This is a genomic window from Candidatus Cloacimonadota bacterium (assembly GCA_019429305.1).
Classification (GTDB): Bacteria; Cloacimonadota; Cloacimonadia; order Cloacimonadales; family JAJBBL01; genus JAHYIR01.
The window spans coordinates 54,781-71,142 of record JAHYIR010000004.1 but is presented as its reverse complement, the minus strand read 5'-3'; the positions used below and the strand labels follow the sequence as shown (position 1 = coordinate 71,142).

General features: G+C 37.8%; 16 protein-coding genes. 10 read left to right on the top strand and 6 right to left on the bottom strand.

The features are described 5' to 3' along the window. Positions 1-146: 146 nt before the first annotated feature. On the top strand, positions 147-1,484 hold the full coding sequence (locus K0B81_03280; protein ID MBW6515625.1) for a replication-associated recombination protein A: 1,338 nt from the start codon (positions 147-149) through the stop codon (positions 1,482-1,484). Positions 1,485-1,542: 58 nt separating this feature from the next. Beyond that, entirely contained in the window at positions 1,543-2,958 is a 1,416-nt protein-coding gene (gene pyk, locus K0B81_03275) for a pyruvate kinase (GenBank protein MBW6515624.1), read from the top strand. A 177-nt stretch (positions 2,959-3,135) separates the two neighbouring features. Here pyk and K0B81_03270 read toward each other — a convergent pair whose 3' ends face one another. Further along, the gene (locus K0B81_03270; GenBank protein MBW6515623.1) at positions 3,136-4,749 is read right to left on the bottom strand and encodes an ATP-binding cassette domain-containing protein; all 1,614 of its coding nucleotides are present in this window, start codon (positions 4,747-4,749) and stop codon (positions 3,136-3,138) included. Positions 4,750-5,179: 430 nt separating this feature from the next. On the opposite strand from K0B81_03270, the gene K0B81_03265 reads away from it, so the two are divergent. The 7 genes from K0B81_03265 to K0B81_03235 are packed head-to-tail and all read left to right on the top strand — an operon-like array spanning position 5,180 to position 11,977. Beyond that, complete coding sequence (locus K0B81_03265; GenBank protein ID MBW6515622.1) at positions 5,180-6,217, top strand: rod shape-determining protein; 1,038 nt, start codon at positions 5,180-5,182, stop codon at positions 6,215-6,217. Next, positions 6,217-7,011, top strand: a complete 795-nt coding sequence (gene mreC, locus K0B81_03260; protein MBW6515621.1) for a rod shape-determining protein MreC — start codon at positions 6,217-6,219, stop codon at positions 7,009-7,011. Before K0B81_03265 ends, mreC begins: the two co-directional genes overlap by 1 nt. Continuing rightward, the gene (locus tag K0B81_03255; GenBank protein MBW6515620.1) at positions 7,001-7,729 is read left to right on the top strand and encodes a coenzyme F420-0:L-glutamate ligase; all 729 of its coding nucleotides are present in this window, start codon (positions 7,001-7,003) and stop codon (positions 7,727-7,729) included. The genes mreC and K0B81_03255 overlap by 11 nt, the downstream gene beginning before the upstream one ends. Then, on the top strand, positions 7,716-8,201 hold the full coding sequence (mreD, locus tag K0B81_03250; GenBank protein MBW6515619.1) for a rod shape-determining protein MreD: 486 nt from the start codon (positions 7,716-7,718) through the stop codon (positions 8,199-8,201). Before K0B81_03255 ends, mreD begins: the two co-directional genes overlap by 14 nt. Next, positions 8,194-9,999 carry a penicillin-binding protein 2 gene (gene mrdA, locus K0B81_03245; protein ID MBW6515618.1) on the top strand — a complete coding sequence of 602 codons (1,806 nt, stop codon included), beginning with the start codon at positions 8,194-8,196 and terminating at the stop codon, positions 9,997-9,999. Before mreD ends, mrdA begins: the two co-directional genes overlap by 8 nt. Before the next feature lie 13 nt (positions 10,000-10,012). After that, entirely contained in the window at positions 10,013-11,251 is a 1,239-nt protein-coding gene (rodA, locus tag K0B81_03240; protein MBW6515617.1) for a rod shape-determining protein RodA, read from the top strand. A gap of 27 nt (positions 11,252-11,278) precedes the next feature. After that, positions 11,279-11,977, top strand: coding sequence for a DUF4397 domain-containing protein (locus tag K0B81_03235; protein ID MBW6515616.1), 699 nt, complete (start codon positions 11,279-11,281; stop codon positions 11,975-11,977). Here the strand turns inward: K0B81_03235 and K0B81_03230 are convergent. From K0B81_03230 to K0B81_03220, 3 genes are read right to left on the bottom strand one after another with little or no spacing between them, the layout of a single operon-like run. Beyond that, positions 11,965-12,360, bottom strand: coding sequence for a hypothetical protein (locus K0B81_03230; GenBank protein ID MBW6515615.1), 396 nt, complete (start codon positions 12,358-12,360; stop codon positions 11,965-11,967). The two genes, K0B81_03235 and K0B81_03230, sit on opposite strands and share 13 nt — an antisense overlap. Positions 12,361-12,362: 2 nt before the next feature. Further along, positions 12,363-13,589 (bottom strand): DUF4097 family beta strand repeat protein, encoded by a 1,227-nt coding sequence (locus tag K0B81_03225; GenBank protein ID MBW6515614.1) that lies wholly within the window; start codon positions 13,587-13,589, stop codon positions 12,363-12,365. Between the two features lie 3 nt (positions 13,590-13,592). After that, entirely contained in the window at positions 13,593-13,955 is a 363-nt protein-coding gene (locus K0B81_03220; protein MBW6515613.1) for a DUF2089 domain-containing protein, read from the bottom strand. Between the two features lie 184 nt (positions 13,956-14,139). Between K0B81_03220 and fdhD the strand changes: the two genes are divergently transcribed. Next, positions 14,140-14,925, top strand: a complete 786-nt coding sequence (gene fdhD, locus K0B81_03215; GenBank protein ID MBW6515612.1) for a formate dehydrogenase accessory sulfurtransferase FdhD — start codon at positions 14,140-14,142, stop codon at positions 14,923-14,925. Here fdhD and K0B81_03210 read toward each other — a convergent pair. Next, entirely contained in the window at positions 14,920-15,537 is a 618-nt protein-coding gene (locus K0B81_03210; protein MBW6515611.1) for a molybdenum cofactor guanylyltransferase, read from the bottom strand. The two genes, fdhD and K0B81_03210, sit on opposite strands and share 6 nt — an antisense overlap. A 16-nt stretch (positions 15,538-15,553) precedes the next feature. Beyond that, positions 15,554-16,339, bottom strand: a complete 786-nt coding sequence (locus K0B81_03205; GenBank protein MBW6515610.1) for a formate/nitrite transporter family protein — start codon at positions 16,337-16,339, stop codon at positions 15,554-15,556. Positions 16,340-16,362: the final 23 nt, after the last annotated feature.

Sequence of the window (16,362 nt, the reverse complement as noted above, 5' to 3'; positions counted from 1 at the left end):
ATTAGTAGGGGCGATTAATGAATCGCCCCTACAGCACTTTCTTTAATATCATCATAAGCAAATCAAACTCCCCGATAAATCTATTGACAGATAGTTCATCATGTTAAGGATATTCCGATATCATTTCCTGATCATGGGAGTAATTAATGAGTGAACAGATAAATATCTTTAACGAACGCAAATTGCCGCAAGAACATATCCCTCTCGCTGAAAAATGCCGTCCCCAAAAGCTTGATGAGATCATTGGACAGGAGAAGCTCCTCTCTGAAGATTCTCTACTCCGCAAGATGCTCAGCTCCGGCAAATTATCCTCCTTTATCCTCTGGGGTCCTCCGGGAAGCGGAAAGACCACAATTGCCAAACTTATCTCGCAGATGCAGAATTATAATTTTATCCCCTTCAGTGCCGTTCTAACCAGCATCAAAGAGGTCAAAGGGGTCATGAAAGATGCCGAAAATTCTCTCCTCTTCTCAGAAAAACCGACAGTGATCTTTATTGACGAGATCCACCGCTTTAACAAAGCCCAACAAGATGCCTTTCTGCCCTATATCGAGAAGGGTGCCATCATTTTAATCGGTGCTACCACTGAAAACCCCTCTTTCGAGATCATCCCTGCTCTTCTCTCCCGTTGTCATGTTTTGGTATTAGAGCAGTTGAAAGATGATCATATCCGGACAATAATCCACAAGGCACTCAAGATCTATAATCCACATAAGATAGTTTTCAAAGAAGATATTATTGATTTTCTCGTCTCCCAGAGCGGAGGTGATGCCCGTAAAGCTCTCAATAATCTGGAAGTCGTATTGACCTATCATAAAACGGATGACGATCTGACCGTAGAGCAGATGAAGAAGATCTTGGCGAGTAAAACCCTGCTTTACGATAAGAGCCGTGACGAGCATTTCAACCACATTTCCGCACTGCATAAATCACTTAGAGCAAGTGACCCGCAGGCAGGATTGTACTGGCTCGCTCGCATGCTGGAGGCAGGAGAAAACCCTCTCTATATCGTGAGAAGACTGGTTAGGTTCGCTTCAGAAGATGTTGGTCTTGCCGATCCAAATGCGCTTGTGCAGGCAATAGCCGTGAAAGATGCCGTTCATTTTATTGGAATGCCGGAAGCGAATAACGCCATAGCTCAATTGGTCGTTTATTTAGCTACTGCTCCGAAAAGTAACGCACTCTATACCGCCTATGCCGCAGCAGCAGAAGATGCTCATAAAACCGGTCATCTCCCTGTTCCTCTCCAGATCAGAAACGCTCCAACAGAGTTGATGAAAGATCTCGAATACGGCAAGGATTATAAGTATGCCCATGAATTTGAATATCATTTTGCCTATATGAAGTGTTTCCCGGAAACGATGCGGGAAAAGATCTATTACATGCCCACAGATTTTGGGTTCGAAAAAGAGATCAAGAAACGGCTCGACTGGTGGGAAAAACTCAAAAACAAGCAGAAGAACGAAGAGGATAAAAGTAAATAATGAAAGATGTTATAGATCAACAGCTAATAATTATAAATAGGAAAGAAGGATGAATCTGATGCGTAAAACTAAGATAATATGCACGATAGGACCTGCTACAAAGAGCAAAGAAACTATTATCTCATTGATTGAAAAAGGGATGGATGTCGCTCGTTTGAACTTTTCGCACGGTTCGGAGGCAGAGCACTTCGAGCTGATCAATAATATCAGGAAAGCTGCTGCCTCATTAAAACAAAATGTTCCTATCATTGGTGACCTCGGTGGACCTAAGGTGCGGATCGGAGACCTTTTAAATCCGGTTAACTTGGGAAAAGATGAAATAGTCATTCTATCCTATGAAACCTCACCCTCATCGGATTACAAAACATTGAGGATCAATTATGATAAACTTCATGAGGATGTTAAGATCGGTGATAAGATATTGATAGATGACGGTCTGATCGAACTCATTACTATCAACAAATCCGGATCCGAGATTTACTGCAAAGTTAATGTCGGTGGCTTAGTTCGTTCCCGAAAAGGGGTTAACTTTCCAGACTCTCCCTTGAGTACACCATCCTTGACGGAGAAAGATAAAGAGGATATCGAATTCGCTCTGAAAAATGAACTAGATTTTCTGGCACTCTCTTTTGTCCGTAACAGCAATGATATTATTCAGTTGAGGCAATATTTAGCAGATAGAAAGAGCGATATTCCGCTAATAGCCAAGATCGAAAAACCTCAGGCAATCCAAGATATCGAGCAGATCATCAAAAGCTCCGATGCAATCATGATCGCTCGTGGTGATCTGGGTGTTGAGATGAGTGCCTATGAAGTCCCCATCCTGCAAAAAGAGATCATCAGCAAATGCCTGAGTTACAACGTTCCAGTGATCACAGCTACCCAAATGCTCGAATCAATGATCTCTAATCCTTGTGCCACACGAGCCGAGGTTAGTGATGTTGCCAATGCAGTATTTGACGGAACCGATGCGGTTATGCTGAGTGGTGAGACCTCTATCGGCTCACATCCGGTAACTGCTGTCAATGTAATGCATTCGATCCTATCCAGGGCTGAACAGACAGATTACATTGATCCCATATTTCACCATGACAGTTCAACAATTACCAAAACTCAGTTTGCAGTTGATCTTTCCAAAGCTGCCTGTAGTATCGCCCAAGACACTAAAGCAGCTGTGATAATAGCCATGACTAAGTCAGGTAGAACTGCCCGTTTTCTTTCCAAATACAGAACTAAAATACCTATTCTCGCTTTTACCCCTCATCAAGAGACAATAACAAAACTGAAACTCAGTTGGGGTGTAGAAACGGTCTTGTTGGATTTTTCAGGTAATACAGACGAAACTTTGGCTCACGCCAAAGAATACGCCTTAAATAATGGTTTGATCGAGAAAGAGGATATAATAGTATTCGTCACCGGCAGACCGATCAGTGAAACTAATGAGATCAACATGATCAAGTTGGAGAAAGTTTAGTTTTCTTATATCAATCAGATAACTATTAGATATGCAGATATATCTTTAATAGAACTCAAAAAAGTATCGCACTTTAATCATTGATCTATATACATTTATCCTTTCTATTACCCTTAGGGAGGTCTATAGTCGGAACCCAGCCGACTATAGACTTCCCTAGTACTTCCCGATAGATCCTCAATATCTATCCATAGAGAATTCGCGGGTGGCGAGGTTGGAGATAAAGGCGCGGTCGTGAGAGACGAAGACCACTGTACCGGAATACTCATTGAGTGCCTCTTCCAGCATTTTCCTGGTATTGATATCTAAATGATTGGTCGGCTCATCCAATAGAAGTAGATTATAATCGGCAGTGAGGAGTTTAACCAATTGAGTTTTAGTCTTTTCACCCCAGGAGAGAGAGGCAATCTGCCTGTTAACAATATCTCCGGAAAGTCCGAGACAGCCGAAGAAATTGCGAATCTCGTGCTCTTCCTTATTTTTACTTTTAGTATATTCAAGTGAAGTTAATTCTTGAGGTAAATTGTTCAGGTTCTGATCAAACCAGGCACATTTCACTCTTTCACCCCAAAGCACTTCACCCTGATAATCTTGGTCTAACTGGGCTATTACCCTCATCAGAGTAGTCTTTCCGCTCCCGTTCTTGCCCGATAGCCAGATCTTTTCACCATTTTTGGCATGGAAATAGAGATCTTGAAAGACCATATTCTGATCGTATTTTTTAGTTAACTTCTGACAGGTTACAATTATCATCGGAGCAGACGATGAATTGGAGAATTTTATAGTCCTTTTCTTCTCTATCCAAGGTTTTTCTACTGCATATCTCTTTTGCAGCATTTCGATCCTCTTTTCGATATTGACTGCCTGTTGATGCATAGTTCTAACCGGATTAAAAATCGATTCAAAAACCTTACCACCCCCCTCTCCTTTAGTATCCGGTTGGAAGGACCGTGCCCAGTCCCTTCTCTTACGTGCTGCTGTATGAAGTTTTGCGATGAGTTTTTGACGTTCCTGATACTGTACTGACTGATGTGCCTGTGCATTTTCGTTATCGGTAACGAAAGTATCATAATTTCCACCTCTGATAGTAGCAGATCCTCTTTTCAACTCTATTATCTTGGTGGCTGTCTGATTGATAAAGACCCGATCGTGAGAAACATATAAAATCGCCCCCGGAAATTTACAGAGCCACTCTTCCAGCCAGAGCATGTTTTCCAGATCAAGATGATTGGTCGGTTCATCTAAGATCAAGATATCAGGGTCGTTAACGAGCAGTTTACCAAGTTGTAATCTGGTCTTTTCCCCTTCAGAGATCTCCTGACAGTTAGTATCGGCATATTTAGCTAAATCGAGATCGGCTAAAATCGACGTTATTTTCGTTTCATAGTCGTTGATATGCAATCGATTATATTCCTCCCAGAGACCGGCTAATTTAACCCCTTCCTTGTCATTTAAACTATTCTTCTGAGAATAGATAGTTAGCTCTCGTATTATTTCATAAAAATCGTTATTAGTAGCTAATAACTCATTATGGACTGTCAAATCAGAAAGAAGGGACATATCCTGAGGAAGATAACCTATACGTGGCTTTTTCTTAGGATAATTGATTTCACCTTGAAAATCTGACAATTCGCCCATAATGATCTTTAGGATGGTTGTTTTCCCTTCGCCATTGTTACCAATCAATGCTATCCTTTCATTAGGTGCGATATCAAAAGTGATATTGGAAAAGACCGGCTGATATTGACCTTCGTATGTGTATGATATGTTGCTCAAATGTATAAACTGCATAATTTTACCTCTTCAGTTAGGATTTTAAAAAATGCAGTAACAACTGAGCAGATAGGGAAAAAGAGTAGAAAGAGCCTAACGTAACCCAGTCATTACTAGTTGTGAATGACTATGAACATCGCTTTGACTCCTATATTAATTTTGGAGCTATTTATGACTTAAGAATTGATTCGTCAAGGAAATTCGAAAATTGAATCAAAAAAGCATTTTCTGCAATATTTACTAAAGTCTATGTTTCAGCCCTAAGAATTTCACTGAGAAGACATGATTATAATATATATGGCAGAAACCGTTCAAAACTCTTGACAATATCCTTGAGAAAAAATTGTTTTAATGGATTAAGAAACTACAAAGAGTGTAATAAATATATGAAATACAACCTTTTGGCACATTTAACTATTGGTCAAACACCTATAATCAAGGAGGTTTAATGTTCTTATTCAGTCTATCGGATTTCTTTACCAATGATATTGCCATTGATCTCGGTACTGCCAATACCTTAGTTTACCGTAAAGGTGGTGGTATTGTAATAGACGAACCTTCTGTCGTAGCAGTTTCTAATGAAACAAGAAAAATAATTGCTATCGGAGAACCGGCAAAAGAGATGCTGGGAAAGAATCCGGATGAAGTAAGAGTTATTAAACCGCTAAAAGATGGAGTTATAGCAGATTTTCAGATCACTGAGTTGATGTTAAAAAATCTCATACTGCGTGCCCAAAAGAAAAGATTATTGATCAAACCAAGAGTAATCGTATCGGTACCTTCAGGGATTACCGAAGTAGAAAAGAGAGCTGTCCGTGATAGTGTTTTACATGCCGGGGCAAGAGAAGTACACCTTGTATCTGAACCGATAGCAGCAGCAATCGGAGCCGATCTACCGATTGAGAAACCGTTTGGTAATTTGGTAATGGATATTGGTGGCGGGACCAGTGAGATAGCAGTTATCTCATTATCACATATCGTAATACACAACTCAATCCGAGTCGGCGGTGATAAGATGGATACTGATATTATCAATTATCTGCGAAAGAAAAATAACCTTTTTGTCGGCTTACAAACAGCCGAAAGAATCAAGATCGAGATAGGATCTGCTTATCCTTTGGAAGAAGAACTCACCATGGATGTAAGCGGAAGAGATATAATTACAGGTTATCCCATAACGATAAAGATATCATCCGAAGATATCAGAGAAGCAATCTCTGAGACCGTAGCTACTATGATCGATGCTGTCAAGAGACTATTTGAGAAAACAGCACCCGAACTATCAGCCGACATAGCAATGAGAGGTATAATCCTAACCGGTGGCGGAGCAAAGTTACGTGGTTTGGATCGCAAAATAATGGAGGCAGTAGATTTACCGGTACATGTAGTAGATGACCCTCTGACTTGTGTTGTCAAAGGTAGCGGAATGATTCTGGATAATCTGGAAAGATATCGCAATGTCTTGATCAAAAAAATTGATGAGTAATGCGCCTTAGCCGTGACAAGCTGATCTGGTTAGCTTATCTTCTGATAAGTCTTGTTCTATTTTTTGGGAATCCTCAACAACGTATAAAAAAAGCAGATTTTTTGCTCAATTATACCTTCTTACCACTCAATTCTTCTATCAAATGGATCACTAAAATAGTTACAACAGAAAGAGACAATCAGCGTCTCAAAACTCTACTGGCTGCAAAAGAACAAGAATTGAGAGAAACTACAGAATTGCTCCATATTCATGACAGTATAGCAGAACTTCAAAGAAGTTTAAACTGGAGACCATCACAAGCCGATAGTTTGATCATCTCTACCATCATTAGTCATATCGGTAACAGAGATTCCAGAACCCTCCTCATTGATAAAGGAAGAGGTCATGAGATCAAAGTTAATATGCCTGTTATTACTTCTCATGGTATTGTTGGAAAGATTCTAAGTGTGGCTAATTATCATGCAATAGTTTTACCAATCACTAATCCATTGTTCAAACTTGGTGTAATCACCGAAAAATCAAATATCCATGGAACATTAGAAGCAGATTTAGACGGTAAGATTTTTATGACTAAGATCCGTTCCGGCGCTCAGATCAATGTTGGAGATGTTGTGATTACATCCAGTTACTCGACTATTTTCCCTAGAGGGTATAAGGTAGGTACTGTCTCCAGATTGATCAAAGACCCTCAAGAAGTTAGTATGAAAGCAGAGATCGAGCCCTTTAATGATATTGATACGCTTGAACATGTAATTATTCTTTTATATAATAAGGATATACCTGATGAGTTGTAAAACAGATATTGATAATCCCTTCAGCTTTAGAGAAAAAAGCTATTTACGAATTCCTATACAGACACGGATTTTGGCTACCGGTGACGATATGTTAGAGATAGTTAGAGAATATACTAAAGGGGTGATCGAAAAGGACGATATCATTGTGATCAGTGAAAGCCCTCTGGCAATAACTCAGGGAAGAGCAATACCAGTTGAAGAGATCAAGGTAGGATTGCTAGCATCAATTCTATGGCGTTTTGTAGGAAAAGTGAGATATGGAATTGGACTCCGTTCTCCTACCAGTATGCAATGTGCTATCGAAGAGACAGGACATTTGAGAATCCTTTTGGCAGCAATTGTCTCCTTCTTTGGTAAACTGATTGGCAGAAAAGGGGATTTTTATCGTATTGCTGGCATGCAGGCAGCATTGGTTGATGCAGCACATACATCACCTGTCCCTCCTTATAACTCTTGTGTGATCAAGGGACCTAAAGACCCTGCTGGAGTAGCAAAAAGAATTAAGAATGAATTGGGTTACGAGACAGCTATCATGGATATCAATGATATTGGTGGTTCTTGGGTTATTGGCTGTAGTGAGGGGATAGAAAAAAAGACTTTAGAGACTATCATGCTCGACAATCCTCAGGGACAAGGAGCTGAACTTACCCCTATATGTCTGGTTCGTCTTATTGATGATCCGGCTGTTATAAATAAGGAGAATAATGAGAATAGTTAAATATTCCTTGGGTGCTCTTTTTGTTCTCTATTTCCAGTTACTGATTGCCAGTAATTTATCGATCATGGGTATCGTACCATTCTTTCTTCTTCCCTTTGTTGTCTTTATCAGCATGAATCTTAAACTGATTGAATCCTCTACAATTACCTTTATTTTAGCTTTAGCAAATGACCTTTATACTCCTCATTTGTTAGGTATAAATGTTTTTATCTTGCTGATCATCTGTTTTTTAGTTACCAAATATCACGCTTCTGTAAATAAAGATAAATTCGGACCGGTCGCAATTAGTCTCTTGCTGATAAATCTATTATATTTACTTCCTTTACTTCCAGTGAAAGCTGAACTATATGGCTATGAGACAAAACTTCTCCGTGATTTTTTTATCGGAATAGTTTATAATAGCATTATAACTTTCTTGGCGATCATGATTTTCAATGTAATACAAAAATTAAGGGTAGTTATCGATGTTTAATGGTAATAGAATACAAGCACTAACTTACATTTTTTTAGCACCATTCTTGATATTGGTCTTCTTTCTCTTTCGCTTTCAACTTGTAGAGGGAGAAACTTATCAGAAATATGCAGAACACAATTCTATCCGTGTACAGACTATTTTCCCTACCAGAGGAGAGATATATGATAGACATTTCCGCCCAATCGCAATAAATGAACCTTCCCATAATCTCTATATACTACCGGCAAAGTTGACAAACCTTTCAGAGACTGCAAAATTTATCAACCAGCACCTACCAATACCAGAAGAAGAGATCAAGGAGTTGATATTTCAAAGCCGCTTTCGGGCTTATCAAGAATTGATCATCTATCGGAATGTTGATTTTCAAAAAGTTGTTGAAATGTCAGAGCAACTCAATAATTATCCCTCACTTTTCTTCAAGACCGAGCATGTTAGAAACTATTCGATCAATAATCATTTTTCAGGATATATAAGCAAAATTAATCGAACAGAGTTTGAAAATTACAGGGCACAATTTCCTTATTCAGGTTACACCATAAACTGCCAGATCGGAAAAACCGGTATTGAAAGAGAATATGAGACGGTTTTAAGAGGAAAACCAGGAAGAAGATTGATCCAAGTAGATTCCTCAGGAAAGCTTTTTAAAGAAAATCCTGCCGATGAAGAGAAAAATCAGGTTCAACATGGTAAAGATATACTACTGACAATCGATTTACAACTTCAGAATTACATTGAGTCAGTTTTCCCAAAAGGTTATAATGGTGCTGTTTTAGTGCTCGATACCGAAACGGGTGGTATTCTTTCTTACGTTAGCCGTCCTGTTTTTGACCTTAATATGTTTTCCAGAACATTGAGTAGAGATTATTGGGATAACTTGGTTACTGACCCTTCTTTTCCGCTAATGGATAGAGTTACTATGGCAACCTATCCACCCGCATCACTCTTTAAAATAATGATGACAGGAACCGTTTTAGATAACAATATTATAAGCCCGGAAACAAAGCTGGCGTATTGTACGGGAAGTTATCAATATGGAAATAGAGTTTATCGTTGCTGGAATCCACACGGACATGGTAGTTTAAACCTTTCTGACGCTATTAAGCATTCCTGCAATGTCTATTTCTTTGACCTATCAATGAGAGTCGAACTTCCTCTTATAGAAAACTTTGTTAAAAACAACTATCTCCTGGATAGAACTGGTATTGATCTACCAACTGAACGAACCGGCTTTTTCCCCTCAGAGGAATGGTATATTGAAAGGCTGGGCAGTAAAGTCCTGATCACAGGGCATAAGATTAATCTCTCTATTGGTCAAGGTGAAGTATTGTTAACACCTATAGAGATCGGTGCTTTTTATAACGCTATTGCTAATAATGGAGAATGGACGCAACCACATCTCTTTTCAAGATTTATTAGCCCCGATAAGAACAATGAAGTGTATAATAAACCCAAAAGCACTAAAAGATTGGATATTACTCCTTCAACACTCTCCTTCATTCAAAACAGTCTTTACAGAGCAGTAAATGAAACTGGTGGTACCGGATTGGGTGCTCGAGTACAAGGAGCTAAAGTTTATGGGAAAACAGGTACAGCACAAAATCCTGCAGGCAGAAATCCGCATACTTGGTTTGCCGGCTATGCTGGCTGGGATAAACCAGAAATTACTATCGTTGTACTCTTCGAAAACTATCCTGGAACAGGTGGTGGAGTAGCTGCTCCCTTTGCTGGCCAGATCATTAAGTTTTATCAAGATAATGTGCGCCAACTGAATGGAACAATAGCTTCTAATTATTGAAATAAATAAGAAAATGTTATTGTTGAAAACATTAAAGAAAAGACTCCGCCATTTTGACTGGTGGCTCTTTGCCTGTATGATAGTTCTCATGATTATCGGTGTTATTGCTATTTATTCAGCACTGACAAGTCGTATTGGTGAAGACAGTCATACACAGAGTGAATACATCAGACAGATTGTCTGGATCGTTGTAGCTCTGATCATTTTCGTTTTGGTAATAGCGATCCCATATCCCGTCTTTGAACTGATGATCTTACCGGCATATTTTTTTAGCCTAGCACTCCTCTTACTAGTTTTGACAATGCCCCAGATCAAAGGAGCTACAAGATGGATCATGCTTGGACCTTTCCAATTACAACCAGCAGAGTTTACTAAAATTACCACCATATTACTCTTAGCAAAAGAATTGTCAAAACCATATATTACAGACATGCAGATTCTAATAAAAGTCGTAATCATCGGATTACCACCAATTTTACTACTCTTACTCCAACCGGATTTGGGCTCTGCCGTTATTTTTGGAGCTATAGTCTTTGGTATTCTCGCTTTTTCTGATTTATCTGACTATTGGCTTATCCTCTCTGTCAGCCCCTTCATTGCTATAGTAACATCTTTTTATTTTCCAGCATTTATTATCTTTATGTTAATATTGCTCTTTGTCCTTTATAAATATAACCTCTCTTGGATCGCCTTAGGTTTTACAGCTGTTATAAATACTTTTATCTTCTTTTTAGTACCTTTTTTGTGGAATGGTCTCAAAGAATATCAACAAAATCGGATATTATCGTTTCTCGATCCAACTCGAGACCCTTTAGGTGCAGGTTATCAAGCAATCCAATCTCGAATTGCTATAGGTAACGGTATGTTCTGGGGAAGAGGATTTTTAGAAGGAACACAAAAAAATCTTAATTTTCTGCCGGAAAGACATACTGATTTTATCTTCTCTGTAATAGCTGAAGAATTTGGTTTTGTAGGTTCTATGCTGATTATAATGATCTTTTACTTCTTTATCTATCGACTGATTAGAAGCCTTAAATCAATTACCGATAAAGAACAAAGATTAGCAATTGTAGGAATCATTACTCTTTTTACCTCACAAGCTGTTGTTAATATCGCGATTAATCTAGGTGTGTTCCCTACAACAGGTCTCCCTCTCCCCTTTATTAGTTACGGTGGATCAAGTCTGCTGGCTAATACTATTGCAGTGGCAATAATCATGAAATTCTTAACAGAAAAGAGTTTTGTGCGTTGATTATTGAAAAGGAATTAGTGAGATAAAATGAGACGGGTGATGCTTTTTCTATTATCTTTAATAATACTGATCATAGCTGCTGTATCAATCTATAAAAATTACTCCCGTAAAGAGATACAAGTGAGAATAATCAATCTCATCTCGAACAAGCAAAACTTAAGTTTCACGATCAATGATTTTACTGTTCCTTATGATATTGCTTATGGAACGAGTAGCGAGTATTTTTCTCTCAGTAATAGAGAGGTATCATTAAATCTTTTTGTGCAAGAAGGATCTGATAACGAACTGATCAATACCGATATCACACTGTCTGGCGATTGCTTCAACACTGTTATTCTCTACAATGATGAGGAGAAATTAGATTATTTATATTTAACTTCACCCAAAGTCACTAATAAACAGCAAACAGCTATACGTTACTTACCTGTTCCGACTTTGATAGAAGACATAGAGGTTTCTCTTAGCAAAGATGATTATCATTTTACATTCTCAACTGAAGAAGCAGATATCACAAGTTATCAGACCCTCCCGGAAGGTTTTTACACTATCAGTATCGTTAAAGCTGAAATAGAATCAATTTACACAGCATTTCTGGAAAATAATGAGCTATATACCCTTGTTATTCTCCAAAGTAATGAATATCCCTACAATATCATAAGGATTTTTATCGATAATTATCCCGGTGATCAGTTTATTACCCCAATTAAGAATCGTTACTCAATATAGATCCTTACTCTGGTAACTCCGCCGTCATCTTCTTCTATGTCGGCATTGAAAATATCTCCAATCTCACCTTTGCTGGCAAGTTTGAGAAGTTCATCCCAATCAAGACCGGAAAGATCAATATCAGTATTGTTGATCTTAGCACTGAGATTCTGCTTATCTTTTGGTATGAATTTAATACCCAATTTGATCAGCATGATTGGTATTGAAACATTGACCTTTGGCTTAGTTTCATCGTTCTTATAAACAAGGATCTTCAGAAACCGACCTGCTGATTTGCTTTCTTCAACCTGTTTCTCGTTGATCGCAGATAATAGATTCATCGCTTCTTCTGAAGTTATCTTTTTTTCTGCTAACATTTCCAAGATTTTTCTCTTATCATCCATTATTATTCCTCCTTAAGTGTATTTAATAGCTTTTCCGCTTCTTCTGTTGTTATTGTACCTTTCTCAACCATTTTTAAGATTCTCTCTTCCAATTCACGATAATTTTCTTGAGCTGATTCACTATGCGTTTCTTCACTTTCGTTAGTGCTCTCATCTTCATCTTCCTCTAGTTTCATATCATTGAAAAATGAGTAAAATTTATGACGAAACTTATCCGGGATATCTTCCATCTTCCAACCCTTGTCTTTCATCTTTTTCATGATCTTCAGACGTATCTTATCACCCATAAGGTCTCCCATATTTTCAAACATATCCGACATCTCATGCTTCATATGCTCGAATCCATGCTTATGCCCAAAATGGTGGAATTTGAAACCGAAATTACCAGGTTTATCATCTAACAGATCGATCGAACCGTTTACATTTTCCAGTATGATATCAACTTTTCCAACTCCTCTTACCATTTTGATGGTTTTGGAACCATTATCTCGTTCAGTTTCATAATTATTCTGTAAACCGATATGAAATCTACCGTTTTCATTCTTTGCTTTCAAATTCAAGGATAGTTTGTTGGGTATGATAAGATGGATCTTGCCATTAACATTTTTCATAATGAATTTCCCCTTATCTAACATAGGAAGATGATAGAAAATACTTCCGTTTTCAGATTCTATTTCTACCTGACTGAAAAGAGATTTCAATACTTTAAAATGCCCATTCTCTGTTTCTCCTTTCAATAAACCACTTCCTTCTATTACGTTTATTGAGCCATTTTCATTCTCGATATCAAGCTCTCCTGAAAACCCTTTTATCTTTATTAGCCCATTTTCGTTCTCGATATCTAATAAACCTTTACATTCTAAAACACTTATTGCTCCATTTTCGTTCTCTATTTTGATCTTGCTATTAAGTCCTTTGATCTCTACCGATCCATTCTCATTTTCAAGCTTTAGTTCGCGTAAATCAGGAAGTCCGATCAATAAAAGTGCTTCAGAAAAAGATCGGTCACTTTTAAAACTCCGTTCTTCTATCTTTAGGACATTATCCTTTTCATTATAATAGATAGCAAATAAGTCTTCAGCTTGTAGAGTATCTCCCTTGTAATCACAATTATACTTGATAGAAACTGTGTTATCATCACCTCTGAATGCCTTAACTGCAAAAAGAGAAGTTTCGATATTCACTTTCAAACCCTCTTTGACTTGTAGTGTTTTGTCATAATTCAACATAATCTAATCCCTCTTCTTTTTGATTTTGTTTATGGCTTCCTCTACGGAGATGTTTCCCTCTTCGATTTCGTCGAGTAGTCCCAATAAATCTTGATCAGCTCTGCTTGAACCTCCTAGTACATTTATTACCTCAGAAAGCCGATTCTTTACTGTCGGATAGGATATCCCTAACCTCTTTTCTACCACTTTAATATTCCCCTGACTCAATAAAAAAACTTTCACGAACTCTTGCTGACTTAAGCTGAGTGAAGCCAGTTCGCTCTGATTGAATTTTCCCCTGATAACTATATCACAATCAGGACAATGAAACTCCCTAATAACTAAGTCAGTATTACATACCGGACATTTTTTTAACCTCTTGATCATATAACCTCCTTGCTCATCTGCACCAAAAAAAATCTAACCTCAATATATGTCAAGTAATAATTAAGATTATTTACTCTTTACTTAATAATATTAAGCTAATCATTAATATATATCAATAAGCAAGCATTGATTTTTGAGGTTGACATTAGTATGAAGGAAAATAGTTTATCTTTCAGAGGTAATAATGGATAATCAACGGTATTTAACTGAAATACTCCGTTACTATGATAATGCATATCATCTTGAGACAGATATAGTGATCAAGGAGCTCTCTCTAAGTCTAATAATTAATGGGTATAGATTTACTACTCTTGCCTGTTTAGATAATCAACTAAAAGAACTTGGTATTGGTTTCTTATTCTCGGAAGGATTATTGACTAAAGCTTCCGATATCAAAGAAGTCAACTTGTGTGACAAACGAACCCGTTTAGAGATAGATACCAACATCAAAACCAGAGACTTGGAAAAATATCTCAGTAAAATGGAACAGACTACGGGCTGTGGAGGTGGCATATCAGGAGAGCTATCTTCTAATGATAAGAGACCATTTCAAAAAATATCCTTAGACCTCTCCCTCATTCCTGACCTGATGTTCAATTTTCAACAACAATCGATATTATTCAAAGAGACCGGTGGAGTACATAGTGCAGCTTTAGGAATCAAGGATAATCTTGTCTTCTTTGCTGAAGATATTGGGCGTCACAATGCTGTTGATAAAGTAATTGGAGCAGCTATGTTCAACAATAAGAATATGAGTGACTATTACCTTTTGATCAGTGGCAGGATATCATCAGAAATAGTTCGCAAAGTTATCCGCCTTAGAATCCCTCTAATTATCTCTCAAGCAGCTCCTACTTCAAAAGCGATATCATTAGCGTGGCAAAATGGTATCTATCTGATCGGTTTTGCACGGGGAAAGAGATTTAATGTATATACAGGATTAAATGAAATTAAAAAACAAAGACTATAAATAGCTTGCTTGTTGAGTTTGACTAAGTTTTAGCAGATCCTCTTTCGTATTGATGTTATAAAAGATCGGTATGTAGTTGTCAGGTACATCATAATATTCTGTTCCAATGAGAGAATAGAAAGAACTAATCTTATTATTCTGTTGAGATAATTGCTTTTCGATTAATGGTAAGAGAGATAGGTTATACAAAGCGTGGAGTGGCTCATAACCCTCTTTATGTCTGGGTACTAAAAGTTTTGGAGTATCTTTCTGGTTGATATAGTAATCGGACATATTTCTGATAAGACCACTATTAAGGTTCGGCATATCACAAGCAAAAACGAAAACGGCATCAGAAGATGCCGTTTTCAAAGCAGCATGTATCCCTGCTAAAGGACCACAATTTTTGTAATAATCATCTACTGTTTTATGTTCAGGAAACCGCTTTTTAAGTGACTCTTTTCCCGTAATGATTATTAGTTCCGGAAAAATATTTTCTAATAGACCAACGATCTTATCAATCAAAACAACATTGCTGATCTGTAATAGGGATTTTTCAGTCGCAATTCTCTTGTTTTTACCACCTGCTAATATAGCTGCTGTTATTTGAGGTATCAACTTAATTCCGGTCATTTCAAGCAAAAATAATTTATTTTCCGGGATTAATATTAACTGTACACTTGCGGAAAACTAAATAATAGATTGTAGCAACAAAACCGGCTCCACCAACTATATTTCCAAGTGTAGAAGCAGCTAAGTTATTGATAAATCCACCAAAAGTAATACTGGAGTCTAGAACCATACCTATTGGAATGAAATACATGTTGGCGATACTATGTTCAAATCCGGAAGCAACGAACGCCATGATCGGGAAGAAGATACCGAGTATTTTGCCGGGTATATCGTGAGAAGCAAGTGCTAACCACACAGCCAAGCAAACCAGCCAGTTACAAAGAATACCTCTAAAAAATACTTGAACAAATGGTAAATTGGCTTTAGTACTGGCTATACTAACTGCTGTGCCTTCAACAGCACCCGAAACTAATCCACTCATATGCATAAACCAAACGATCAGTAATGAACCGGCTAAATTTGCCAGATATACTATTGCCCAATATCCCAGCATTGTAGAGAATTTCTTCTTTCCAGCTAAGACTGACATCATTATGAGATTGTTTCCCGTAAAGAGTTCGGCACCTGCAATAACAACTAACATAAGGCCAACGCTAAATACTGCCCCACCCATAAAAACACGTAATCCAAAGCTATCAATCCCGGTCATCACTCTCGTTGCTAACTGTGCTCCAAAAGCGATAAAAGCACCTGCTAAAATACCTAAAATAATGACTTGCATCATTCCTAATTGACACTTCTTCGTTCCTACTTTTTCAATTACAGTTTCTGCTATATTCTCCGGTGCATTGAAATTTGCCATCTCTTTCCTCCTCGGCAATTTTT